The 23,273-nt window shown below is 61.2% G+C and carries 21 protein-coding genes and 1 pseudogene; 9 read left to right on the forward strand and 13 right to left on the reverse strand.

Annotated features, from left to right (window positions below; genetic code table 11):
* Nucleotides 1–400 precede the first annotated feature (400 nt).
* On the reverse strand, nucleotides 401–1,777 hold the full coding sequence (gene cysS / locus OKC42_RS16115) for a cysteine--tRNA ligase (protein ID WP_041208491.1): 1,377 nt from the start codon (nucleotides 1,775–1,777) through the stop codon (nucleotides 401–403).
* Nucleotides 1,778–1,989: 212 nt separating this feature from the next.
* On the opposite strand from cysS, the gene OKC42_RS16120 reads away from it, so the two are divergent.
* The 6 genes and pseudogenes from OKC42_RS16120 to OKC42_RS16145 all read left to right on the forward strand — a co-directional run bounded on the left by OKC42_RS16120 (nucleotide 1,990) and on the right by OKC42_RS16145 (nucleotide 8,689).
* Complete coding sequence (locus tag OKC42_RS16120) at nucleotides 1,990–2,487, forward strand: peptidylprolyl isomerase (protein WP_005337417.1); 498 nt, start codon at nucleotides 1,990–1,992, stop codon at nucleotides 2,485–2,487.
* Nucleotides 2,477–3,275 (forward strand): annotated as a pseudogene (locus OKC42_RS16125) (DUF4269 domain-containing protein). Before OKC42_RS16120 ends, OKC42_RS16125 begins: the two are co-directional and overlap by 11 nt.
* Nucleotides 3,272–4,027 (forward strand): UDP-2,3-diacylglucosamine diphosphatase, encoded by a 756-nt coding sequence (lpxH, locus tag OKC42_RS16130; RefSeq protein ID WP_270803983.1) that lies wholly within the window; start codon nucleotides 3,272–3,274, stop codon nucleotides 4,025–4,027. Before OKC42_RS16125 ends, lpxH begins: the two are co-directional and overlap by 4 nt.
* 298 nt (nucleotides 4,028–4,325) lie before the next feature.
* Nucleotides 4,326–7,760: an ImpA family metalloprotease gene (locus tag OKC42_RS16135; protein ID WP_270803757.1), complete on the forward strand. Its 3,435-nt coding sequence runs from the start codon at nucleotides 4,326–4,328 to the stop codon at nucleotides 7,758–7,760.
* 257 nt (nucleotides 7,761–8,017) lie between these two features.
* Nucleotides 8,018–8,194: a DUF3606 domain-containing protein gene (locus OKC42_RS16140; protein ID WP_270808796.1), complete on the forward strand. Its 177-nt coding sequence runs from the start codon at nucleotides 8,018–8,020 to the stop codon at nucleotides 8,192–8,194.
* 246 nt (nucleotides 8,195–8,440) lie between these two features.
* The gene (locus OKC42_RS16145; protein WP_005359720.1) at nucleotides 8,441–8,689 is read left to right on the forward strand and encodes a GlsB/YeaQ/YmgE family stress response membrane protein; all 249 of its coding nucleotides are present in this window, start codon (nucleotides 8,441–8,443) and stop codon (nucleotides 8,687–8,689) included.
* Between the two features lie 65 nt (nucleotides 8,690–8,754).
* Here the strand turns inward: OKC42_RS16145 and OKC42_RS16150 are convergent, their stop codons facing one another.
* Both OKC42_RS16150 and tctD read right to left on the reverse strand, forming a co-directional pair.
* A complete protein-coding gene (locus OKC42_RS16150) occupies nucleotides 8,755–10,110 on the reverse strand; it encodes a sensor histidine kinase (protein ID WP_270803759.1) in 1,356 nt (451 codons plus the stop codon).
* Nucleotides 10,111–10,153: 43 nt separating this feature from the next.
* Nucleotides 10,154–10,828, reverse strand: a complete 675-nt coding sequence (gene tctD, locus OKC42_RS16155; RefSeq protein WP_005350926.1) for a transcriptional regulator TctD — start codon at nucleotides 10,826–10,828, stop codon at nucleotides 10,154–10,156.
* 222 nt (nucleotides 10,829–11,050) lie between these two features.
* On the opposite strand from tctD, the gene OKC42_RS16160 reads away from it, so the two are divergent.
* The 3 genes from OKC42_RS16160 to OKC42_RS16170 are packed head-to-tail and all read left to right on the forward strand — an operon-like array spanning nucleotide 11,051 to nucleotide 14,022.
* Nucleotides 11,051–12,037, forward strand: a complete 987-nt coding sequence (locus tag OKC42_RS16160; RefSeq protein WP_042082378.1) for a Bug family tripartite tricarboxylate transporter substrate binding protein — start codon at nucleotides 11,051–11,053, stop codon at nucleotides 12,035–12,037.
* Between the two features lie 11 nt (nucleotides 12,038–12,048).
* The gene (locus OKC42_RS16165; RefSeq protein WP_005350923.1) at nucleotides 12,049–12,480 is read left to right on the forward strand and encodes a tripartite tricarboxylate transporter TctB family protein; all 432 of its coding nucleotides are present in this window, start codon (nucleotides 12,049–12,051) and stop codon (nucleotides 12,478–12,480) included.
* Nucleotides 12,481–12,489: 9 nt separating this feature from the next.
* A complete protein-coding gene (locus OKC42_RS16170) occupies nucleotides 12,490–14,022 on the forward strand; it encodes a tripartite tricarboxylate transporter permease (protein ID WP_019445074.1) in 1,533 nt (510 codons plus the stop codon).
* 123 nt (nucleotides 14,023–14,145) lie between these two features.
* Here the strand turns inward: OKC42_RS16170 and maiA are convergent, their stop codons facing one another.
* The 10 genes from maiA to OKC42_RS16220 form a co-directional block, all read right to left on the reverse strand.
* Entirely contained in the window at nucleotides 14,146–14,781 is a 636-nt protein-coding gene (gene maiA, locus OKC42_RS16175) for a maleylacetoacetate isomerase (RefSeq protein ID WP_005361400.1), read from the reverse strand.
* A 139-nt stretch (nucleotides 14,782–14,920) separates the two neighbouring features.
* The gene (locus OKC42_RS16180; protein ID WP_270803760.1) at nucleotides 14,921–15,916 is read right to left on the reverse strand and encodes a fumarylacetoacetate hydrolase family protein; all 996 of its coding nucleotides are present in this window, start codon (nucleotides 15,914–15,916) and stop codon (nucleotides 14,921–14,923) included.
* 10 nt (nucleotides 15,917–15,926) lie between these two features.
* Entirely contained in the window at nucleotides 15,927–17,078 is a 1,152-nt protein-coding gene (locus OKC42_RS16185; protein WP_064341988.1) for a homogentisate 1,2-dioxygenase, read from the reverse strand.
* On the reverse strand, nucleotides 17,071–18,207 hold the full coding sequence (gene hppD / locus OKC42_RS16190; protein ID WP_005352890.1) for a 4-hydroxyphenylpyruvate dioxygenase: 1,137 nt from the start codon (nucleotides 18,205–18,207) through the stop codon (nucleotides 17,071–17,073). The genes OKC42_RS16185 and hppD overlap by 8 nt, the downstream gene beginning before the upstream one ends.
* A gap of 224 nt (nucleotides 18,208–18,431) precedes the next feature.
* Nucleotides 18,432–19,139: an HAD family hydrolase gene (locus OKC42_RS16195; RefSeq protein ID WP_270803761.1), complete on the reverse strand. Its 708-nt coding sequence runs from the start codon at nucleotides 19,137–19,139 to the stop codon at nucleotides 18,432–18,434.
* The gene (locus OKC42_RS16200; protein ID WP_270803762.1) at nucleotides 19,139–19,798 is read right to left on the reverse strand and encodes a TIGR01621 family pseudouridine synthase; all 660 of its coding nucleotides are present in this window, start codon (nucleotides 19,796–19,798) and stop codon (nucleotides 19,139–19,141) included. Before OKC42_RS16200 ends, OKC42_RS16195 begins: the two co-directional genes overlap by 1 nt.
* Before the next feature lie 176 nt (nucleotides 19,799–19,974).
* On the reverse strand, nucleotides 19,975–20,667 hold the full coding sequence (locus OKC42_RS16205; protein WP_005337302.1) for an ABC transporter permease: 693 nt from the start codon (nucleotides 20,665–20,667) through the stop codon (nucleotides 19,975–19,977).
* 3 nt (nucleotides 20,668–20,670) lie between these two features.
* Nucleotides 20,671–21,411, reverse strand: coding sequence for an ABC transporter permease (locus tag OKC42_RS16210; protein ID WP_005352911.1), 741 nt, complete (start codon nucleotides 21,409–21,411; stop codon nucleotides 20,671–20,673).
* 186 nt (nucleotides 21,412–21,597) lie between these two features.
* The gene (locus OKC42_RS16215; protein WP_005337307.1) at nucleotides 21,598–22,371 is read right to left on the reverse strand and encodes an ABC transporter substrate-binding protein; all 774 of its coding nucleotides are present in this window, start codon (nucleotides 22,369–22,371) and stop codon (nucleotides 21,598–21,600) included.
* 49 nt (nucleotides 22,372–22,420) lie between these two features.
* Nucleotides 22,421–23,191 (reverse strand): ABC transporter ATP-binding protein, encoded by a 771-nt coding sequence (locus OKC42_RS16220; protein ID WP_005337310.1) that lies wholly within the window; start codon nucleotides 23,189–23,191, stop codon nucleotides 22,421–22,423.
* Nucleotides 23,192–23,273 lie beyond the last annotated feature (82 nt).

A 23,273-nucleotide genomic window follows, 5' to 3' on the forward strand; every position in this document is an offset into this window, starting at 1 on the left:
GAGTTCAACAGGTCTGTGAAAAATTAAGCACCGGTACAGAAATATGCCCAGTGCAGTACACCATTCAACTAGTTGGGAGAAGACCTTTGGTGACTTTTGGTCTTTCAAAAGTCACTCGCCAAGCCGCGTAGCGGCTGCGAAACCTCTTCGAGGGCAGCGCCCTCGCGTCCTGCATGGCGAAGCCATGCCATTAAGGCGTTGGAGGGCATTCAGCTGAGGAATGACGTTAGCCCCCCCTCACCCTAGCCCTCTCCCACAAGGGGAGAGGGGATCAGGACTCAGGCCGCCGAGGCTTGAGCGGTGGCGAGGGAAAATGCCCAAACAAAAACCGCAGCCCAAGGGCTGCGGTTTTTTATTGGCTCAACCTGTTGGCACCAGACGCCAACAAGGCCCACCGACCTTAGGCACGGCGCCAGCTGGTCTTGCCGGCGCTGTCTTCCAGCACGATACCCATCTCGGTGAGACGGTTGCGGGCGGCATCGGCAGCAGCCCAGTTCTTGTCGGCACGGGCCTGATTGCGCTCGGCGATCAGGCGCTCGATCTCGGCAACCTCTTCATCCGCTTCGTCACCCTTGAGGAAAGCCTCGGGGTCTTGCTGCAGGATGCCGAGCACGGCGCCCAGCTCGCGCAGACGGGCGCCCAGCGCGGCGGCAACGGCCATGTCTTCGCCCTTCTGACGGTTGATCTCGCGCACCAGATCGAACAGGGCGGAGTAGGCTTCCGGGGTGTTGAAGTCGTCGTCCATCGCTTCCTTGAAGCGCGCCACCTGCTCGTCACCACCGGCAGCAGCGGCGACCGGCAGATCGCGCAGGGCGGTGTACATGCGCTCCAGCGCGGCGCGGGCTTGCTTGAGGTTATCTTCCGAGTAGTTGAGCTGGCTGCGGTAGTGGCCAGACATCAGGAAGTAACGGACGGTTTCGGCGTCGTAGTGGGCCAGCACGTCACGGATGGTGAAGAAGTTGCCAAGGGATTTGGACATCTTCTCTTTATCCACCATCACCATGCCGCTGTGCATCCAGGTGTTGACGTAGTCGCCACCGTGGGCGCAGCAGGACTGGGCGATCTCGTTCTCGTGGTGCGGGAACTGCAGATCGGAGCCGCCGCCGTGGATGTCGAAGTGGTTGCCAAGGTGCTTGGAGTTCATGGCGGAGCACTCGATATGCCAGCCAGGACGGCCCGGGCCCCAGGGGCTTTCCCAGGTCGGTTCGCCGGGCTTCGACATCTTCCACAGCACGAAGTCGAGCGGGTTGCGCTTGGCATCGACCACGTCAACGCGGGCACCGGCTTGCAGCTGTTCCAGATCCTGGCCGGAGAGTTTGCCGTAGTCGGCGTAGGATTCGACGATAAACATCACGTCACCGTTATCCGCCACGTAGGCGTGCTCTTTTTCCAGCAGGGATTGCACCAGCTCGATGATCTCTTCGATGTGCTGGGTGGCGCGCGGTTCGATATCAGGGCGCACCATGCCGAGGGCGTCGAAGTCGGCGTGCATGTCGCCAATCAGACGCTCGGTCAGCTCGTCGCAGGTCACTTGGGTCTCGGCGGCGCGCTTGATGATCTTGTCATCCACGTCGGTGATGTTGCGCACGTAGGTGAGGTCATAACCGGCGTAACGCAGGTAGCGAGCCACCACATCAAAGGCGACGAAGGTGCGGCCGTGGCCGATATGACAGTGATCGTAGATGGTGACACCACACACATACATGCCCACCTTGCCCGGGTGGATAGGTTTGAATTCTTCTTTTTGACGAGTGAGTGTGTTGTATATCTTCAGCATCTTCTAACCACTGCCTGTGAGTAAAATGGTTGGTCATAATACCCCGTTCAGGGGCAGAAAACGAGGCAGAAAACGTGGCCAATCCCGCCTGCCAGCACGGTTACGGCGCCTGAGAGACTATGCCGCCAGCCCCTGATGGGCTAGAATTGCCACCACTTTATGCCATACACCTGCGGGCACTTCGTCGTCCGCATCAAATGAAAGGACATATCATGGTCACTCTGCACACCAATCACGGCGACATCACCCTCACCCTGAACGCTGAAAAAGCCCCGGAAACCGTGGCCAACTTCCTGCAATACTGCCGTGACGGTCACTACGACAACACCATTTTCCACCGCGTTATCGACGGCTTCATGATCCAGGGCGGCGGCTATGCCCCGGGCTTTGAAGAGAAAGACACCCGCGCTCCCATCAAGAACGAAGCGGCCAACGGCCTGTCCAACAAGATCGGCACCATCGCCATGGCCCGCACCATGGAGCCGCACTCTGCCAGCGCCCAGTTCTTCATCAACGTGAACAACAACGACTTCCTCGACTTCAAATCCGCCACCACTCAGGGCTTCGGCTACTGCGTATTCGGTGAAGTGACCGCCGGTATGGACGTGGTCAACAAGATCAAGGGCGTCAAGACCGGTAACTACGGCCGCATCCACCAGGACGTGCCGGTAGAAGACGTGGTGATCACCAAGGTGACCCTTGCTGACTGATCTCTGCCGACTCGGCACTGACAAAACTGCGGCCCCGGCCGCAGTTTTTCCATCTGCCTCCCCCACAGCCAGTCCGAACTGGCGCCGCCTCGACTATCTGGCCCACGGTAACCCGCGCCAGCGCTCGGCCCATGCCCTGCTCACCGCCGGTGTGTGGGATGATCTGGCCGCGCAGTGCGCCGATATGGCGCTGGTGAGCACGCTGGCCATCGGGCTGGATCGGCCGGGCAGCGATCTCGATATCCTCTGCCAGCATGCTAATCCGGCGGCATTTGCCGCTACTTTTGCAGCTCAAGGCTGGCAGGCGAGCCCCAAGGGCGACAATGTCTGGCTGCTGGAGCGCACCTTTTCCTGCCTCGACCAGCACTGTGCTGTTAGCGGTTGCGTTGAGAGCGATTCCCGCTGGCCGCTGGAACTCTATGTCACCCCCGCCCCCATCGAGACGCTGAACGGCTGGCGCCACCTCACCCTGATGGCCGCGTTGCTCGAGCGGTTTGGTGATGCCTTCTACCGCGAAGTGCTGCGCCTGCGCCTTGAAGAGGGACTAAAAGGGGAAGCGGCCATGTGCCGGTTGCTGGGGTTGGCTGGCGATCCTTATGAAGCGCTGCTGACGCTGGAGGGACGCAATCTGGCCGAGCTGTCATGGCAGCCGCCATCCCGTGACGATATCCATACCTCAACTGGCGCGATGGCGCCCGCAGCGCACGATTCGTCCCCAGTTGTTTCTACTATCTCTGCCCCCCCCCGTTTGCCCTGTTTCGACCGAGAGCCCGACCCCCACATCATGAGCACCCTCTTTATTAGTGACATTCACCTCTCTGCCCAGCGGCCCGATATGACCGCGGCACTGGTGCGCTTTCTCGAGCACGACGCCCCCGGCGCCGATGCCCTCTATGTGCTGGGGGATCTCTTCGAATTCTGGATTGGCGACGATGACCCCAATCCGCTCCATCAACAGATGGCCGATGCCTTCTTGGCCCTGAGCCAGCAGAACGTGCCCATCTACTTTATCCACGGCAACCGTGACTTTCTGCTGGGGCAGCAGTTCGCCAAGCGCGCGGGGATGACATTGCTGGGAGATCCTTGCGTCATCGACCTCTATGGGGAGCGGGTAGTGCTGAGCCACGGCGATCTGCTCTGCACCCTGGATGAGGGGTATCAGAAGTTTCGCCGCATCACCCAGCTCAAGTGGCTGCGCTGGCTCTTTTTGCGACTGCCGCTCGCCCGCCGTCAGGCCATCGCTTGCAAGATGCGCGGCCAAAGTCAGATGGAAAATGCCCACAAGAGCCAGATCATCATGGATGTGACGCCCGCGGCGGTGGACGACACCCTGCGCGCCCACGACTGCCAGATGATGATCCACGGCCACACCCACAGACCCGCCATCCACGACTTCACCCTTGATGGCCAGCCCGCCCGCCGCATCGTGCTGGGAGACTGGTTCGAGCAAGGCTCGGTGCTGATCTGCCGCCCCGGCGAGCAGCGGCTGGAAATGCGGGCGCTGGCAACGATCGACCCCGCCGCTCAGCCATCCGTCTGACATCCCCCCTGTGCGGGTTGCAGGTAAAACCTGCGGCCCGGCGCCCCCCTGTAAACCCGGTGAACCGACGTATCACGATGAGCTCAGGCTGGTATAGCCTGTGCCGATGGGGTGCTCGCCCCATCCCTATCGGTTCTGCTGCGCCAGCAACACCAAATACGGCAAGAGCCGGCCCAAAAAACATCCAAGATGCTGAAAATAAAGCAAAATGACCATTCAATCAGCGTTGAAATAAGCAAGGCAGCTCATTAGACTACCGACTCCCCTACCCGTCGTAACACAAGGAACGTATCAAACAATGAAAAAGACGGTTCTCACCCCCTTACTGGCGCTGTTGATCACAGGCTGTGGCGGCGGTGATGGCGAACAGGAAGAGACCCCTATCCGTCCCCCTGTCACCCCCAACTATTTCGAGGCATCCAGCCAGAGCAGCGCGGGCGGACAGTTGAACCCCACCAGCCTGCGGTTGGCGGCGGGTGAACATGGGCGCTTCTCGGTACAGGCTGACAGCGGTTACCTCCTGACCGAGATAAGCGGATGTGATGGCACCCTGGACGGCCTCACCTATACCACTGGCCCCATGAGCAGCGATTGCCAAATCTCGGCCAGCTTCACTCAGGAGAGTGCCGCCGTCTATTTCAACGCCACCACCCAAGCTTCTCAGGGGGGCGCACTCAGCCCCGACGCCCTGCGTCTGAACGCCGGTGAACAGGGCCGTTTCACCGTGCAGCCCGAGAGTGGCTTCGTGCTGGCGCAGATCGCTGGGTGTGAGGGCACCCTGACGGGTAATACCTACACCACAGCACCCATGCGCGCCGATTGTCAGATCTCGGCCCGCTTTATCAGCGATGCCGCCAATGCGATTGCCCGGGAAGATCATACCCTTGCCAGCGAGCAATCCCTGATCGCCCATGCCCGTGCGGCGATTGCCGACAGTGAGACGCACCGCACTGAGCTGGTTCGCAGCCTCTATCACGGAATGGCACAGATCAGCTGGAACCCGAGCCACGACTCCATCACCTTTTCCAGCTTCCAACCGGAGAGCACGGTGACCCTGCTCCCCTCCAACATCAATGGCAAGGGGGAGAGCGAGATCCGGGGGCTGGTGATGGTCTCAGAGCAAGCCGATTACCGTCAGGCCGCCATGGGGGCGAACCTGTTTTCCGTTGACCGCACAGCGCAGAGCGAGGCGCTGCTCAAGGGCCTAATTGGCTGGCTGACCCGGGGCAAGGATAGCGATGGCCTGCGCATCATTACCACCCAGATGCCAAGCCGCGCCGATAGCGTCTATTTTCCCCATAACGAAGGCGTGCGTGACTGGCTCAAGGCGATCTATCCCGACAAGCACAACATCAACCCGGCCAATACCTGCGATTATCAGGCGCTGAGCGACTGTATCGACACCATGGCGCCGGAGCTTATCGTGATCAGTGATATCGACCGCCAGGGGCTGGGGTATCAGGGGATCGCACAGGGGATCGCCAAGGCCAAAGCGGCCGGGATCCCGCTGCTGCTCTCCAACTATCGGCGCGATGCCAGCCCGCTGCTAAGCCCCCTCTATCTCAATATGGGGCTGGTCACCTGGGGCAACTACTGGTCAAAACTCAGAGCCAGCGATCTGGCAGTGAACACCATCATGACACCCGACACCCAGCTGATGGCGCTCGATACCCTGCTTGGCAACCTTCAGGATCGCAACTTCACTACCCAGTGGCTCGATAGCTGCGGCGGCAACTTTATCAATTGCGGTGGCTCGGAGAGCTTCAACCAGCAGTTCAAGCTGGGGGCCGACTGGCTGAGAAATGCGGCCATCACCCTCGACAAGGCAGGGATCAGTCCCTTTGCCCGTGACGGCGTGACACTGTTGCCCGCCACCCTGCTGCTGGCCGACAAATACCGTGCCGCCATCGACTACCCGATTGCCTGGGATGAACATCAATCCTGGCAGCAGGCGATGTTTGCCGACTGGCTGGTGAGCTATGCCCGCACCCGTACCCCGGCCCAGCCCGATCTGGGGGAGTACGTCACCGATCGCAACAAGGTGGTGAAGGGACAAGCAGCTCACTACGCCTATCCCGCGACGCTCACCGACAGTCGGCGCATTGCGGTTCCCTACAGCGGGCAGTGGACCACCACCGGCTGGTATGCCCTGCCGGGACAAACCATCACCCTGAGACGCACCGATAACGCCGATGTGTCCGCTACCGTCCGACTCAACTACCACAGGCCCAACACCAATCGAGCCTATGAGCAGAAGATCTATCGAGCACCGCTGGAGCTGACCACCGGACGACTGCTCTTGGCCAAGGGGGGCAGCGTCACCTTCACCTCTCCTTATGGCGGCCCTATCTATCTCTATCTGGAAGGGGGGGCAGCATCGCTGGCCGTCCAGGTAAGCGCCACGGGCGTCACCCGTCATCCGGCCATCATGGATTTCAGTGATGAGCAGCAGATACGCGAGTTCAACGAGCGGCTGGAACAAACCGAGCTGCCCCATATCGATCTGCGGGCCGATGGCGCCGAACAGCATCTGCGCCGGGATCGCTTCACCAAGGCGGTGGGTGGCGTCATCCCCGACACCAATGCCCTGCTCGACAGCATCGCCCGGGATCACATCAATGGCGTCTACACCCTGGCAGGCCTGAAAATTCAGGGCAAGGGGCTCGATGAGTCGCTGCCTGCGGATGTTAAAAACGCCTGCGTGGCACTGCTGGGGGAGGGTTGTCTCGATGAGTCGATTCATACCCGCACCATCATCCAGCATGCCAACTATGACCAGAATGCCCATTGCGGCAGCGGTTGCAGTGGCAACCCGTGGGACTCTTCCGGCAGCATCAGCCCGACCGGCTGGCTCGACAATCACGAGCTGGGCCACAACCTGCAGACCAACCGGTTGAACGTGCAGTACGCAGCGGCAGACGATGCCGACAACTGGAGTGGCTACGGCAGCCGGGCGGGGGAAAACTCCAACAACATCTTCCCTTATGTGGTGAAGTGGCGCGCCCATTATCTGAGAGATGGCAACACGGCGCCCATCAAGGATGGGCACATGAATCACAAGGATCTCTTCTATGTGTTCATGTCTGATGCGGCGCAGGTACGGGACAGGAGTGGCAACCGCGTCGTGCTCGGGGCCAACTGCCAGGTGCTCGATACCGGCGAGAGTCGCTACGAAGCCCCCTGGAAGAGCAATGCCTACGCCGTCCACAACGGCTATCGCATGGCGTTTTATATCCAGATGGCATTACGCGCTCACGGTATGATCCTGACTGATGGCACCCGTCTGAACGATGGCTTCACTATCTTCACCCTGCTCTATCAGCATTCACGGATCTTCGGCGCGGCAGCCGACAGTGAAGCGCAGTGGAATGCCAACAAGGATACGCTCGGCTTTAGCCTGTTCCCCTACTCGGGGCATGCGGTCTATGGCGGCAAACGGGTGCGCGACATACCGGGCAATGACTTTATGCTGGTTGCACTCAGTCGGCTCACCGGTTGGGACTGGCGCAATCACTTCGATCTGCTTGGCCTGCGTTACTCCAGCCTCGCGGTCGCTCAGGTGCAGGCCAACCAGCGTTATGGCAGCCTGCCGATGGGGATGTATGTGCTGGAGGATGACCTGCCCCCTGCCAACATGAGCGAAGGCGTCACATTCCTGCCGCTCTCTGAAAGCGACGGATCCACCCTCTGGCCCCGCAACAGCGGCTCGCCAAGCGCCTGCCCAACACCCTGAATAGGGTCATCGCGATAACCACAACAAGCGCCCGGCTGGGCGCTTGTTGTTTATCCGGCCTCTGGCCCCGTTGTTGATGATGTAAAGAGGGTGGGATAAGTGGCGATTGCTCACAGATCAGCAAAGCAAACCTGCACTCCTCCTTCAGTCCCCGGGTTGTGTGAACTCCGTCACCTTGCCCCTTGCCAATTGAGAGGATGATGGCGCTCAGGCAGAAACATCTTTCTCGCCAGCTATTTCAACAAGTTGAGGTTTGTATGCCTGACAGCAATGCGGTCGCTCACCCGTTAGATGCCAAGAAGATCAATGTCAACGATCCCTATGAGATGAAGCAGTGGATCAAAATGTTTGAGTGCACCGAAGTCCAGCTGAAACGGGCGGTCAAGGCAGTCGGCACCTCAGGCAAGGCGATCAGAAAACACCTCAAGAAGTGAGGGCACAACCCCGTCACAAACCCGGCCCCGCTTGCGGGGCTTTTCTCATTTTGGCCTTTACGTGGGCCATCCCCCGCCTGTTTGGCGGCGCACATAACGCCATTCAACCGCTCATAACCGGACTGTGCAGCCCGACCAGCGCCGGCCGCCGTCCGACAGCTTGTGACCAGCCAGCGCCGTCCGGCCCTTCGCATCCCGGCAACCCTGCCTATAATGCGGGCTCAAACACACAGAGAGGATTAATCCATGGGCTTTATCACCTGGATCGTATTGGGACTGTTGGTGGGTATTCTGGCGAAGTGGATCATGCCGGGTCGCGACGGTGGTGGTTTCTTTATGACTGCCCTGCTGGGGATTGTCGGCGCCATGGTTGGCGGCTATGTGGGTACCCTGCTGGGGCTGGGCTCGGTGACCGGTTTCAATATCCCGAGCATCGCGCTGGCGACCGTGGGTGCCCTTATCGTCCTGTTTGTCTTCAACAAGATCCGCAGCTGACCCCCAACGCCATCTATGTGTAGATAAACAGGGCACCGCGAGGTGCCCTCTCTTTTTTATCGCCCTCACGATGTTGCCAGCGGCAAGATCAACCTCACCAACAAGCCCCCCAGCTGGGTTGCCGGCAGCAACACCACTTCGCCGTGGTGGTAGTGGGCGATATCGCGCACCAGCGCCAGACCCAGCCCCGCTCCCGGCTGTTCACTCCCCTGCTCGAGGCGCTGGAACGGCTGCCAGACTCGCTCCGCCAGCTCGGGGGCGATGCCGGGACCACTATCCTCCACCTCCAGCCAGATCTGCCCGTTGCTGCGCACCACCCGCGCCGTCACAGTACCGTGGGGCGGGGTGTATTTGATGGCGTTGTCTAGCAGGTTGGCGCACAACTCCCCGAGCAGCAGCGGCTCCCCCGCCACCATGATGGCGGACTCCTCCCCCTCGTAACCGAGATCGATCCCCTTGCTGCGGGCCTGCGCCAACCGTGACAGACAGGCCTGCTGCACCAGCGCCGTCAACTCGATGGACTCACGCTGACGCAGCCCGGAGCACTCGTCCGATTTGAGTCGCGCCAGCAGCAGGAGCCGTTCGGTCAGGGCGATGGTGTGATCGAGCCGCACGGCCATGGCATCGAGGCTTTCGCTCATCAGGGCCGGATCGCCACTGCCGCGCGCCACCTCAACTTGGGTTTTCAAAATGGTGAGCGGGGTGCGCAGCTGATGGGCGGCATCGGCGCTAAAGCGCTCCTGCCGGGCCACTAGCTGGCGCAATCGGGTCAGCTGGCGGTTGAACGCCTGCACCAGCGGCCGGGTCTCCTGCCAGGGGAGCAGATCCGGCAAGGGAGCGAGCGTGGCGGCATCGCGGCGCAGGATCTCCCGCGACAGGCGGCGCATCGGGGTGAGCAGCCGCTTGAGCAACAGATAAGCGAGCAGCAAGGTGAGCACCACCAGCGCCCCCTGGGTCAGCAGGGCCGACCAGAGCAGTTGCTCCGCCAGTTGCTGGCGGCCGAGCAGGGTTTCCGCCACCGTGATGCGGGCCATGCCGTTGACGCCCCCCTCACCTACCGGTTGCAGCAGCATCACGGCGCGGATCGGCGCCTCCTGATAAAGCCCGTCATAGAAGTAGGCAAGCGCCGGATAGCGGTCGGTCAGGGGCGTACCGTCCGGCATGGGGGGCAAGTCGTCAAAGCCGGAGATGACCCTATCGTCGATGCCGCGCACCTGATAGAAGAGGCGATCGCGCATGTTGCGCTCGAAGCTGTCGAGCACCACATAGGGCACATCCACCCTGAGGCTGCCTTCGGCTGCCGTCAGCCGCTCGGCAACGGTGCGGGCCGAGGCGAGCAGGGTGCGATCATAGGCCGAGGTGGCCGCCGCCAACGCGCCGTAGTAGCTGTACCAGGCCGAGGCAGCCCAGAGGATCAGCAAGGGGCCCCCCAGAAACAGCAGCAGTTGATGGAGCAGGGAGCGACTAATGGGAAGCCTCCGGCGCCGCTTCCAGCAGATAGCCCAGCCCGCGCAAAGTGGTGATCACCACCCCGCTGCCCACCAGCTTTTTGCGCAGCCGGTGGATATAGAGATCGATACTGTCGAGCCCCACCTCGTCATCGAGGTTGAACACCTGCTCGAACAGCTGCCCCTTGGCGACCGGCCGCCCATGGCGATACATCAGCGCTGTCAGCAGCGCCAGTTCGCGCGGAGTCAGGGCAAGGCGGGCATCGGCCAGCAGAAAATAGCCGTCGGGGTGCAGGGTCAGGCGCCCCAGCCGCAGCTCGGCACCACCGCTTTCGCTGCGCCGCAGCAGGGCTCGCAACCGGGCATCCAGCTCCCCCAGATCGAACGGCTTGGCCAGATAGTCATCGGCTCCGGCATTGAGGCCGCAGATCCGCTCCTCCACCGCGCCGCGGGCGGTGAGCAGCAGCACCGGCACCCCCTGCCCCCGACTTCGCAACCGGCCGAGTACCGCCAGCCCGTCGAGCTTGGGCATCTCGATATCGAGCACCGCCAGCGCGTACTGTTCGTGGCGCAGCAGGTGGTCAGCCTGAGCTCCGTCAGCCACCCAATCCACCGCGAAACCGGCGCTGGTGAGTGCCCGCGACAGCCAATGAGCCAGTTCGTGATTATCTTCTGCCAACAGCAAGCGCATCCCTCTCCCCTTGTTCCTAACCGCAGCATTCAGCCGCAGTGCTTCAACTGCATCCCTTCGTCACTGCTATTGCGGGAGAAGGTGCGATCAAGGTCACACTCCCGGCTCTTGGTCAGCGATTGAAAGGTGAATGAAAGGTTGTTGTTTTAACAATTTCGCATCACTTCGTCTATCGACGGAGTCACACCCAGGAAAAACAACGACAAGATGGAGCACACAACCATGAAGCAACGCACACGTCATGCCCTCGCCCTGCTGACCCTGCTCGGCGCCCTGCCACTGCAGGCGGCCGAAAGTGCCGCGACCCCGAGCCGTACCGAATGCATCGCACCGGCCAAACCGGGCGGTGGTTTCGATCTCACCTGCAAGCTGCTGCAGGTGAGCCTGCAGGAGACCGGCACCATCGACAAGCCGATGCGGGTCACCTACATGCCGGGCGGGGTCGGCGCCGTGGCCTACAACGCCATCGTGGCCCAGCGCCCCGCCGAGGCGGGGACTGTGGTCGCCTTCTCCGGCGGCTCCCTGCTCAACCTCTCACAGGGCAAATTTGGCCGTTACGGGGTGGACGATGTGCGCTGGCTGGCGGCGGTGGGCACCGATTACGGCATGATCGCGGTGCGCCACGATGCCCCCTATCAGAATCTCAAGGAGCTGGTGAGCGCCATGGAGCGCGATCCCAACAGCGTGGTGATCGGCGCGGGTGCCTCCATCGGCAGTCAGGACTGGATGAAGACGGCGCTGCTGGCCAAACAGGCCGGGGTTGACCCGCACAAGATGCGCTACGTCGCCTTTGAAGGGGGTGGCGAGCCGGTCACCGCGCTGCTGGGCAACCATGTGCAGGCGGTCTCCGGCGATCTGAGCGAGATGGTGCCCTATATCGGCGGCGACAAACTGCGGGTGCTGGCGGTGTTCTCTGCCGAGCGGCTGCCCGGCAAGCTGGCCACCATCCCCACCGCCAAGGAGCAGGGTTATGACCTGGTGTGGCCGGTGATCCGCGGCTTCTATGTCGGCCCCAAGGTAAGCGACAGCGAATACCAGTGGTGGAAGCAGACCTTCGATCAGTTGGTGAAGACCGACACCTTCAAGGCGCAGCGGGATCTACGCGGCCTGTTCGAGTTTGACCTCACCGGCGAGGCGCTCGACAGCTACGTCAAGGAGCAGGTGGCGCAATATCGCGAGCAGGCCAAAGCCTTCGGTCTGGCCAAATAGGAGCCGCAGCCATGAGCGATCGCATCTTCGCCGCCATCTGGCTGCTGCTCTGTCTGGCAGGCGCCGCCATCGCCTGGCAGATCCAGAGCGAATACAGTTATGAGCCGCTGGGGCCGCGCCCCTTCCCGCTCGGCATCATCGGCCTGATGGCGCTCTGCGCCCTGTTGCTGCTGCGCCGCCAGCCGGACACCGTCAGCTGGCCGCCGCTGCGTACCCTGCGCCACCTCGCCATCATGGTGGTGGCGCTGGCCGGGTACGGTGCCAGCTTCGAGTGGCTGGGCTTTCCGCTGGCCACCACCCTGCTCACCTTTGTTCTGGGGCGCCTGTTTGGCGCCTCTGCCAAAGCCGCCCTGCTCTCCGGCGTCGTCGGCGGTCTGGTGCTCTATCTCGCCTTCGACCGGCTGCTGGATGTCACCCTGCCCCTCGGCGTCTGGTTCTCTTAAGGAGTCAATATGGATACCTGGATGTACCTCTCCCAGGGCTTTGCGGTGGCACTCACCCCGGAGAATCTGGTGATCGCCCTGATCGGCTGCTTTGTCGGCACCGTGGTCGGCCTGCTGCCGGGCCTTGGCCCCATCAACGGGGTCGCCATCCTGTTGCCGCTGGCCTTTGCCCTGAAACTGCCCCCCGAATCGGCGCTCATTCTGCTCGCCACCGTCTATATCGGTTGTGAGTATGGCGGGCGGATCTCCTCGATCCTGCTCAACGTGCCGGGGGATGCCGCCGCCATCATGACCGCGCTGGATGGCTACCCCATGGCCCAGCAGGGCAAAGCGGGAGTGGCCCTCTCCATCTCGGCGGTCAGCTCCTTTGTCGGCTCCATGCTCGCCATCGGGGGGATCATCCTGTTCGCCCCGGCGCTGGCGCGCTGGTCACTGGCCTTCGGCCCGGCGGAGTATTTCGCCCTGATGGTGTTCGCCATCGCCTGCCTTGGCAGCATGATGAGCCAGAACCCGCTCAAATCCTTTATGGCGGCGCTGATTGGGCTGGGGCTCGCCACCGTCGGGGTGGATGCCAACACCGGCGTCTATCGCTTCACCTTCGACAGCGTTCACCTCTCGGACGGGGTGCAGTTTATCGTGGTGGTGATCGGCCTCTTCTCGGTGAGCGAAATCCTGCTGATGCTGGAACACACCAGCGGTGGCGGCAAGCTGGTGCGCACCACCGGGCGGATGCTGTTCAACTTCAAGGAGCTGGTCCATTGCACCGGCACCATGTTGCGCTCATCCACCATCGGCTTCTTCGTCGGCATTCTGCCCGGCGCCGGTGCCACCATCGCCAGTGCCATCACCTACATGACCGAGAAGCGTCTGGCGGGGCCGAATGCCAAATTCGGCGAAGGGGACATTCGCGGCGTGGCCGCACCGGAGGCGGCCAACAACGCCTCAGCCTGTGGCTCCTTTATACCCATGCTGACCCTGGGAGTGCCGGGGTCGGGTACCACGGCGGTGATGATGGGGGCGCTAACCCTGTATAACATAACCCCTGGCCCCACCATGTTCACCGAACAGCCCGATGTGGTGTGGGGACTGATCGCCGCCCTCTTGCTGGCCAACGTCATGCTGCTGGTGATGAACATCCCCATGGTGGGGCTCTTTACCCGCATGCTCTCCATCCCGCTCTGGTTTTTGGTGCCCGCCATCGCCAGCGTCTCGGCAGTGGGAGTCTATGCGGTGCACAGCACCACCTTCGACCTGTTGCTGATGGTGGCCCTCGGGGTCTTTGGCTACCTGCTGCGCAAGATGCACTTCCCCATGTCACCGCTCATTCTGGGCTTCGTGCTGGGTGAAATGCTGGAGCAGAACCTGCGCCGCGCCCTCTCCATCAGCAATGGCGACACCGCCATCCTGTGGAGCAGCGGCATCAGCCAGACCCTGCTGGTACTGGCCATTGCAGTGATCACCCTGCCCCCGCTGGTACGCCTGCTGCGCCGCCGCAAAGCCGATCCGCTGATCCCGGACGCCCGCCCGGAGCAGGGTGCCTGATCCCCTCTGAACAGAAAGAGGCACGCCAGCAAACTGGAGTGCTGTTAACGAGCAAGGGCCCACACAGTGGGCCCTTGTTTATGAATGGCGTGTTGATGCCATCCCGCGATTCAAGTCAGTAGGTCACTGCGCGTCCGGCTGGTTGGCGGGGGCCGCCTTGATAAAGGCTTGCAACTGTTCGCAGTTGGCGACGATGCGACGGATGGTGGGGTAATCGTCCAGGGTCATGTCGTAGCGGCGGGCGTTGTAGACCTGGGGCACCAGCATGCAGTCGGCCAGGGTCACTTCGTTGCCGACGCAGTAGACACCGGCGGTGGTCATCAACAGCTGTTCGAGGGCGGTGAAGGTCTCGTCAATCCAGTGGCGATACCAGCGAGCCTCCTGCTCGTTGTTGGCCCTGAAGTGTTCTTCCAGATAGTTGAGCACCCGCAGATTGTTGAGCGGGTGGATATCGCAGGCGATCATGTTGACGATCTGGCGCACTCGAGCCCGTGCATCGGGGGAAGAGGGCATCAGAGAATAGGCGGGATAGGTCTCGTCAAGGTACTCCATGATGGCGACCGATTGACCGATCTGCACATCGCCATCCACCAGAAACGGCACCAGCCCTTGCGGGTTGATCCGACGATAGGCCTTCTCGCTCTGCTCGCCTTGCCGCAAATTGATGGGATGCTGCTCGTAGGCGAGCCCCTTGAGCTGCAACACGATCCGCACCCGAAAACTTGCCGACGAACGCCAATAGCCAAACAACTGCAACATAATCTGTCCCTGCATCTTATCTGGGCCCGAAGCCCGGCAGGTGCTCACCACCTGCCTCCTTGTGTATCCGGCACCGGTTGAGGGCTCGTCGTGATCCGGACATATCCCGAATATCCTTGCCGCCAACCGGCGCTGGCCATCAACCTCCCTGACCGCTCGCTGGCACCACCTGTTGAAAGATGGTGCCAAACAGGTTTTGGCCAGAGCGATCCTCCATCGCGATCGACACTCTATCACCAAACTGCAAATAGGGGGTTATAGCTTGATCACAATCAAGAATTTCCAGCATGCGGCGCTCGGCGATGCAGGATGAACCGGCGCTGCGATCGTAGTTGGAGACGGTGCCCGAGCCGATGATGCAGCCCGCACCAAGGGGGCGGGTCTTGGCCGCATGGGCAATCAGCTCGAAGAAGTTGAAGGTCATGTCCACCCCGGCTTCGGGCGCACCAAACAGGGCACCGTTGAGGTGGGTCAGAAGCGGCAGATGCACTTTGCCATCACGCCAGTCATCGCCCAGCTCGTCCGGGGTGATGGCCACCGGCGAGAAGGCGCTGGATGGTTTGGACTGGAAGAAGCCAAAGCCCTTGGCGAGCTCCCCCGGAATGAGGTTGCGCAGGCTCACGTCATTGACCAGCATCAGCAATTTGACGTGGCTGGCGGCCCCCTGCGCGCTCACCCCCATCGGCACGTCGTCGGTGATGATGGCTACCTCCGACTCGAAATCGATCCCCCACTCCTCAGAACCCATCACGATGGGCCCACGGGGAGCCAAAAAGCTGTCGGAGCCCCCCTGATACATCAGGGGATCGTGCCAGAAGCTCTCCGGCATCTCGGCGCCGCGTGCCTTGCGCACCAGCTCCACATGGTTGACGTAGGCGCTGCCATCGGCCCACTGATAGGCACGCGGCAGCGGAGAGAGGCAAGACGCTTCGTCAAAGGGGAACGCCTCTACCGCACGGCCCTCGTTAAGCAGCTGATAGACAGCCTCCAGCCTGGGGGCAACCTCGGCCCACTCGTCGAGGGCGGCCTGCAGGGTGGGAGCAATCTCGCTCACCCGTACAGCTCGGGTCAGATCCCGGCTCACTACCACCAAAGCGCCATCGCGCTTGCCATTGTTCAATGTTGCCAATTTCATAAGCGATTCCTTATTTGCCGGCAGCCGCGTCCGGGCGCTGCCAGCTGGAGACATACCGGGTGTTCTCGATCCCTTCGCACAGGCTACCGACGTTCAGCGCATCGCGGGTATCGAGCATGACCGCCACCTCGTCGGTGAACTTCTTGGCATAGGCCTGCCCTGCCGCAAACGCCTTGGGATGGGGGCCGTGGGTAAAACCGGCAGGGTGGAAGGTGACCATGCCCCGCTCGATATTGTCCCGGCTGAAGAAGTCCCCCGCGTGGTAAAAGAGCACTTCGTCGTAGTCGTCATTGCTGTGGTAGAAGGGCACCTTGAGGGCGCCGGGATCGCTCTCGATGGGGCGCGGCACGAAGGTACAAATCACGAAGCGGCTCGCCACAAAGGTCGAATGAGCCGACGGCGGCAGATGGTAGCGGTGGCTCATCAGCGGGCGGATATCCCGCCAGTTGAGGCGCACCACGCACAAGTCGCCGTGCCACCCTTGTGCATCCAGCGGGTTGAACGGCCAGGTGATGACCGACACCTGATCGTGGCGCTTCACCTGCAGCGACCAGGGATTCTCATCCTGCTGGGCCAAAAAGCGCTCGTTGATGGCGGGCACATCCAGCGCCGCCGGGTCGAAGATGGCGTGATTGCCCACCAGCCCCTTGTCCGGCAGCTGGTAGCTGTCGTTGGTCGCCTCGATCATCAGGATGAACATGGGCGCACTGGGTTCGATGCGCCACATGGTGCCGCGGGGGATCACCACATAGTCGCCGTCCCGCAGAGTCAGATGGCCGTAATCGCAGAAAAACTCGCCGCCCCCCTCGTGGATAAAGAGCAGCTCGTCGCCGTCTGCGTTGCGCACCAGAAACGGCATCGCCTCGGAGAGCCGCCAGATGCGATAGCGGCAGTGGGGGTTGCTGAGAATGTCGGGAGCCACCCAAGGGGAGAGGGAACTCACCTCCTCTTGCAGGGCATTGAGGTCAAACAGCCGTGGCCGCAGCGGCCCCTCCCAACTGCTCCAGTCGGTAGGGGCATGCTTGTGGTGCATGTGGGTGGCGGGGCCGAAAAAGCCGCTGCGCCCCAGTTCGCGCTCATAGATGGCCTGTTCCGGCAGGTCGGCATGGGCCTGCCGGGAGTGGGTTCCCTCCCGATGGGGGAAGTTAATCCAGTTACGCATCGCTCGCTCCCTCTTTGCGGGCACCCTTCTCATCCTCGCCGCCATCCAGCACGCCACGGCGGATCTGGTCCAGCTCGATCGATTCAAACAGCGCCTTGAAATTGCCCTCGCCAAACCCTTCGTTACCCTTGCGCTGGATGATCTCGAAGAAGACCGGGCCTATCACGGTATCGGTGAAGATCTGCAACAGGATGCCATCCTTGGTAGGGGAGCCGTCGATGAGGATGCGCAGCTCTTTGAGGGCCGCCAGATCCTCCTGATGCCCCTCGACCCGGCTGTTCACCTTCTCGTAGTAGGTATCCGGGGTCGGCATAAAACCGGTACCGCGGCTGCGCAGGGTGCGGATGGTGTGGTAGATATCGCTGGAGGCCATGGCGATGTGCTGGATCCCCTCCCCCTTGTACTGGCGCAGGTACTCCTCAATCTGGGACTTGTCATCCGCCGACTCGTTGATGGGGATGCGGATCTTGCCACAAGGCGCGGTCATGGCGCGTGAATGCAGCCCGGTCAGCTTGCCCTCGATATCGAAGTAGCGAATTTCACGGAAGTTGCCGATCCGCTCGTAGAAGTTGGACCAGACATCCATATTGCCGCGATGGACGTTGTGGGTCAGGTGATCGATCTCCATAAGACCGGCATCTACCTCTGCCATCCGGGCCTGCCAGTCGGGGTAGAAAACAAAATCCACGTCATAGATGGAGCCCTTGTCGCCATAGCGGTCAACAAAGGAGAGGGTGCTCTCGCCGATACCGTAGATGGCGGGAATATTGAGCTCCATCGGCCCAATCTTGCCGACAAAAGGCTTTGCCCCCTTGGCGATGGCGTACTGCTGGGCTTTGCCCGCATCGCTCACCCGAAATGCCATGCCGCAAACGCTCGGCCCGTGCAGGCTGGCAAACTGCTCCGCCTGGGAGTGAGGCTCAGCATTGACCACGAAGTTGATATCCCCCTGCCGGTAGAGCCAGCACTGCTTGTGTTTGTGCTTGGCGACCTCGGCAAACCCGAGCGAGACAAACAGGCTCTTGAGGGCGGCAATCCCCTTGGCATCGGGGGCCGTGTACTCGACAAACTCGAAGCCATCTGTGCCTAACGGATTGATGGTGTGGGTGGCGGAAGAGGTGGCATTCATCGGGCGCTCCTTGCTCTTGATTCGGTTAAAACGGATTGCAGCACCCCGCGGCGCGGCAAGTGTTAACAACTTGTTTCATTAGAAGCAGGGCGTAGCAGGAAGAGAAGAGGCGGGTTGCAGATAGTTTTTCGCAGCTGGCAGCAAAAGATGTAAATAGATTGTGACATTCAAGCGGCAGCCCTGCGGATCAAACGGTGACGACCAGTATGGCTGTCAGCTTTGCCTTACAGTTGCCAGTTTTTGACCATCAGATGGGGCAAGCAGGCCCGGGCCTTTTGCAGTCGCGTGGGCGTCGGATTGATCAACCACGCCTCTTTCCCCAACCCCAGCAGCGGCAGATCGTGCAGGCTGTCGCTAAGCGCCAGCTCGGCATCGAGGGCGCAGATCTCCGGCAACAGCTTGTGCTGGCCGTGGCAATAGAAGCGCGGCATCAGGCCGCCAAAACGGTAGTGCATCTGCGAGCCAATGATCCGGTGGGGCAACTGGCCGGGCAGTTGCTGATAGAGCTGGGCTCGCACCAGCGGGCAGGGACTGGCGGAGATCACCCAGCAGCGCGCCCCCTCGCTTTGCAGCAACTCGCGAGCCTGACGATACAGCCCCGGCCTGGTGCGGCAATAGGCACGCACCAGCTTGCGCCAGCCCAAAGGAGAAAGCCCCAACGTGATGGCCCACCAGATAAGGGAGATACCGCGCCGCCGCTGGCTGGGAAGAAGATAGACCAAGCCACCCAGCGCAATCACTGGCAACAGCAGCAGCGGCCAGATCCGGCGGCGCAGGATATAGCGCAGCAGACCGGCGTGGCTGTCGCCGGGGGCCAGGGTGTCGTCAAAGTCGGCCAGGATCCAGCGCGGAGTGCTCCCGTCAGAGGCATTGGATGCATCACGCTCTTTTGCTGAATGGATAATGGTGTCAGACGCTGGGCGCATAAGCATCAGGGCGCAAGGGCTGCGATGGCTGCCGTGAGCTCGGGAGTGACAAATTCACTCCCCACATCGGGCGGGCAGACAAAATCGAACGGCTCGCCCGCCAGGGTAAAGCTGAGCCGCCAGGCGTGCAGATAGCCGCGATCGGCTGGCATACCGCCATAGCGCTCATCCCCGAGAATGGGGGCGCCGATACTTTTGAGGGCAACCCGGATCTGGTGGGTTTTGCCGGTCTGGGGCTTGATGCGATAGAGCCGCAGCCCCTCGCGCACCGACACCGAATCAAACCAGCTGATGGCAGGATTATCCAGCGTGCGCGCCAGCATCCAGCTACCACCGCGCCCCTTTTGCATATCCCCTTTTACCCAGCCCTGCTTCTTCTTGGGTTTGCGATCGGAGAGCGCCAGATACTGCTTGCTCACCTCACGGGCCGCAAAAGCCATGCTCAGCTCACGGTTCGCCTCCGTGCTGCGGGCCAGCAGCACCAAGCCGGATGTCATCTTGTCGAGCCGGTGCACCGGATAGAGCGTGAGCCCTGTATCGGCCTTCACCCGATTGACCAGCCCCGGATTGACCGACTCACCGTCCCCCTTCTCGTCGTGCATGCCGATGCCGGGCTGCTTGTCGATAACCAGGAAAGCGGGATGCTCAAACAATATCCGGTACATAAAACCTCGGGAACTGGGGAATAAGGCATGCAGCCAACGACTGGCGGCGCTCGGGAGTGCTGCATTCTCCCTGCTCGTCCGCCATTTGGCAAACCGGACGGGCAGAGGATAAAGATAAAAAATGGCCCCGCCTGCAACAGGCGGGGCCATTTTCGCTCATCTTGGCAGATCACACCTTACACATTGCGCGGGCGCAGGTGAGCGTGCCAGCGCGCTTCCCACTTCTTGAACAGCCAGACGATGACAAAGGTGAGCAGCATATAGAGCAGCCCTGCGGTCAAAAAAGCCTCGAACGGACTGTAGTAGCGAGAGTTGATGATCCGCGCCGCGCCGGTCAGATCGACGATGGTGATGATGCCCGCCACCGCCGAGCCTTGCAGCATGAAGATCACCTCGTTGCTGTAAGCCGGCAGTGCCCGACGAAACGAGTTGGGCAAAATGATCCGGGTCAGGGTCTGCCAGCGGGTCATGCCAAAGGCGTTGGCTGCCTCAATCTGGCCGCGCGGCATATTGTGCACCGCCCCGCGCACGATCTCGGCGGTATAGGCAGCGGTATTGAGGGTGAAGGCCAGCAGCGCACAGAACCAGGCTTCGGAGAAGAGCGACCAGGCGGCACTGTTCTTCAGCCACTCCCACTGGGCGGCGCCGTAGTAGATGATAAAGAGCTGCACCAGCAGCGGGGTGCCGCGAAAGAAGTAGATATAGGCCCAGATCGGCCCCTTGATCAGCCAGTTGCGGCTATTGCGCAGGATGCCCATGGGCACCGCCAGCATCAACCCAAGGATCAGAGAGAGGGCCACCAGCCAGACGGTGGTATAGAGCCCCTCCCAATAGGTGGGCCACTCTTTTAGAATGATTGAGAAATCCATGGCTTACCTCGTCTTGATGGCATAGTGACGCTCGGCCCACTTGAGCGCCGAGGTGGAGACTGCGGTGAAGATCAGGAAGATCAGCGCCACCGCCATGTAGAAGGTGAAGGGTTGCTGGGTCGAGCCCGCCGCCAGCGAGGCTTTGCGCACCATGTCATCGAGGCCGATGATGGAGACCAGCGCGGTGGTTTTCAGCAGCACCAGCCAGTTGTTGCCAAACCCCGGCAGGGCGTGGCGCATCATCTGGGGGAAGAGGATCCGCACAAACACCTGGGTTGCCCGCATGCCAAAGGCCCGTGCGGCCTCCAGCTCACCTTTGTCCACTGCCAGAATGGCGCCGCGAAAGGTCTCGGTCATGTAGGCGCCGAAGATAAAGCCGATGGTCGCGACACCGGCCACAAAGGGGCTGATGTCGATATAGTCCGGAAGCAGGGAGACCCACTCCTGATTGGGATTGCTCTCCAGTAACCAGCTGTTGTAAGTCTCGTTGACCCAGGTGCAGATGCCGTTGATCAGCACCTGGCCGCCAAAGAAGAGCAGCATCATCAGCACCAGATCGGGGATGCCGCGAATAATGGTGGTGTAGCCGGTGGCGATGGCCCGGGCCCACTTGTAGGGAGAGAGTTTGGCCAGCGCCCCCAGCATCCCCAGCAGCAACGCCAGCAGCAGGGAGGCCAGCGCCACTTCCAGGGTGACCCAGGCGCCCTCCAGCAGCGAGGCTTCGTATCCTTTCAAATCAAACATATGCAGCTCCATCGCCACTGAATCTTCACGCACCTGCTAACCAGAAGGCTCCATAGCAGTCCGAATGAAATATGTGCAGCTCCATTGCAATCAATGCGGGCCCGTAAACTCCCTCAGGGAGGTGACGGGCCCGATGACTACTGACGGGATCAACCTGTCGTTACTCGCCGTAAACGTCTCTTTGTTTTACTCTCCGTAAACGTCGAACTCGAAGTACTTGTCGTTGATTTCCTTGTACTTGCCGTTGGCACGCAGCGCCAGAATGGCGGCGTTGAATTTCTCTTTCAGATCCTTGTCAGCCTTGCGCACTGCAATACCGGCACCCTCGCCAAACCACTTGGGGTCGGTCAGTTTCGGGCCGACGAATTCGAAAGCATCACCGCCCTCTTTCTTCAGCAGACCGTCGGTGATGGCGGCAGAGTCGGCCAGCACATAGTCCACACGACCGGATTTCAGATCGAGATAGGCTTCATCGGCGGTGCCGTAACGCTTGATGGTAGCGTTGGGGAAGTTGTCGGTAATAAAGGTATCCATGGAGGTCGCACGCTGCACTGCGACGGACTTGCCTTCCATAAAGGCTTTGTCGAGCTGCACATCAGTGCCCTTTTTGGCGGCGAAGCGGGCCGGAATGTGCTGGTACTTCTGGGTGAAGTCCACCTTCTTCTTGCGCTCTTCTGTGATGTCCATGGTGGCGATGATGGCGTCAAACTTGCGCGACAGCAGCGCCGGAATGATGCCGTCCCAGTCCTGCTTGACCAGGGTGCACTTCACTTTCATCTCTTCGCACAAGGCGTTGGCGATGTCGATATCAAAGCCTTTCACCTCGCCACTGGGCTCGGTCCAGGAGAAGGGGGGATAGGCACCCTCAACCCCGATCCGGACCTCTTTCCACTCCTTTGCCATCAGGCTACCGGACGCGAGGGCAGTAACTACGGCTGTCGCCAGCATCAGCTTGTTCATGTATCTCTCCTTGATAAAACAGTTGATTGGGTAACCAGGCATCCCGCCATCAGTAGATGGAGGAGATGAATTGCTTGAACCGCTCGGATTTGGGATGGGCGAAAATCTCCTTGGGGTTGCCCTCCTCTTCCACCCGCCCCTGATGCAGAAACATCACCTTGTTCGATACATCCCGGGCAAACGACATCTCGTGGGTCACCACCAGCATGGTGCGCCCCTCTTCGGCCAGCTCGCGCATCAGGCCGAGCACCTCCCCCACCAGCTCTGGATCCAGCGCCGAGGTGGGTTCATCAAACAGCATCACCTCGGGCTCTACCGCCAGCGCACGGGCAATGGCGGCCCGCTGCTGCTGACCACCAGAGAGGTGGCCGGGATAGTAGTCACGCCGCTCCCAGAGTCCAACCCGGTTGAGCAGCTGCTCTGCCTTGGCCAGTGCTTCGGCGCGAGGCACCTTGAGCACCTGGATTGGCACTTCGATGATGTTCTGCATGATGGTCATGTGTGACCAGAGATTGAAACTTTGAAACACCATGGCCAGCCGGCTGCGGATCCGCTCCACCTGACGCATATCCTCGGGCAACCGCTCGCCGGCGCGGCTGGTTTTCATCCGGATCAGCTCGCCATGGAGCGAGACGGTGCCGGATGAGGGGGTTTCGAGCAGATTGATACAGCGAAGAAAGGTCGACTTCCCCGAGCCGGAGGAGCCGATAAGGGAGATCACATCCCCCTTGTGGGCGGTCATGTCGATGCCCTTGAGCACTTCGTGGGTGCCAAAATATTTGTGCAGATCACGTACTTCCAGTGCGGCAACGTCGCTCATCCATTACAACCTTGTCTGTCCCTAGACGCCGCAGGGGCGTGACTCAACCATCGTCCATTTAACAAAAAGTTAACCGATGGCA

Source organism: Aeromonas sp. Y311-2, from assembly GCF_027706025.1.
Classification (GTDB): domain Bacteria; phylum Pseudomonadota; class Gammaproteobacteria; order Enterobacterales; family Aeromonadaceae; genus Aeromonas; species Aeromonas veronii.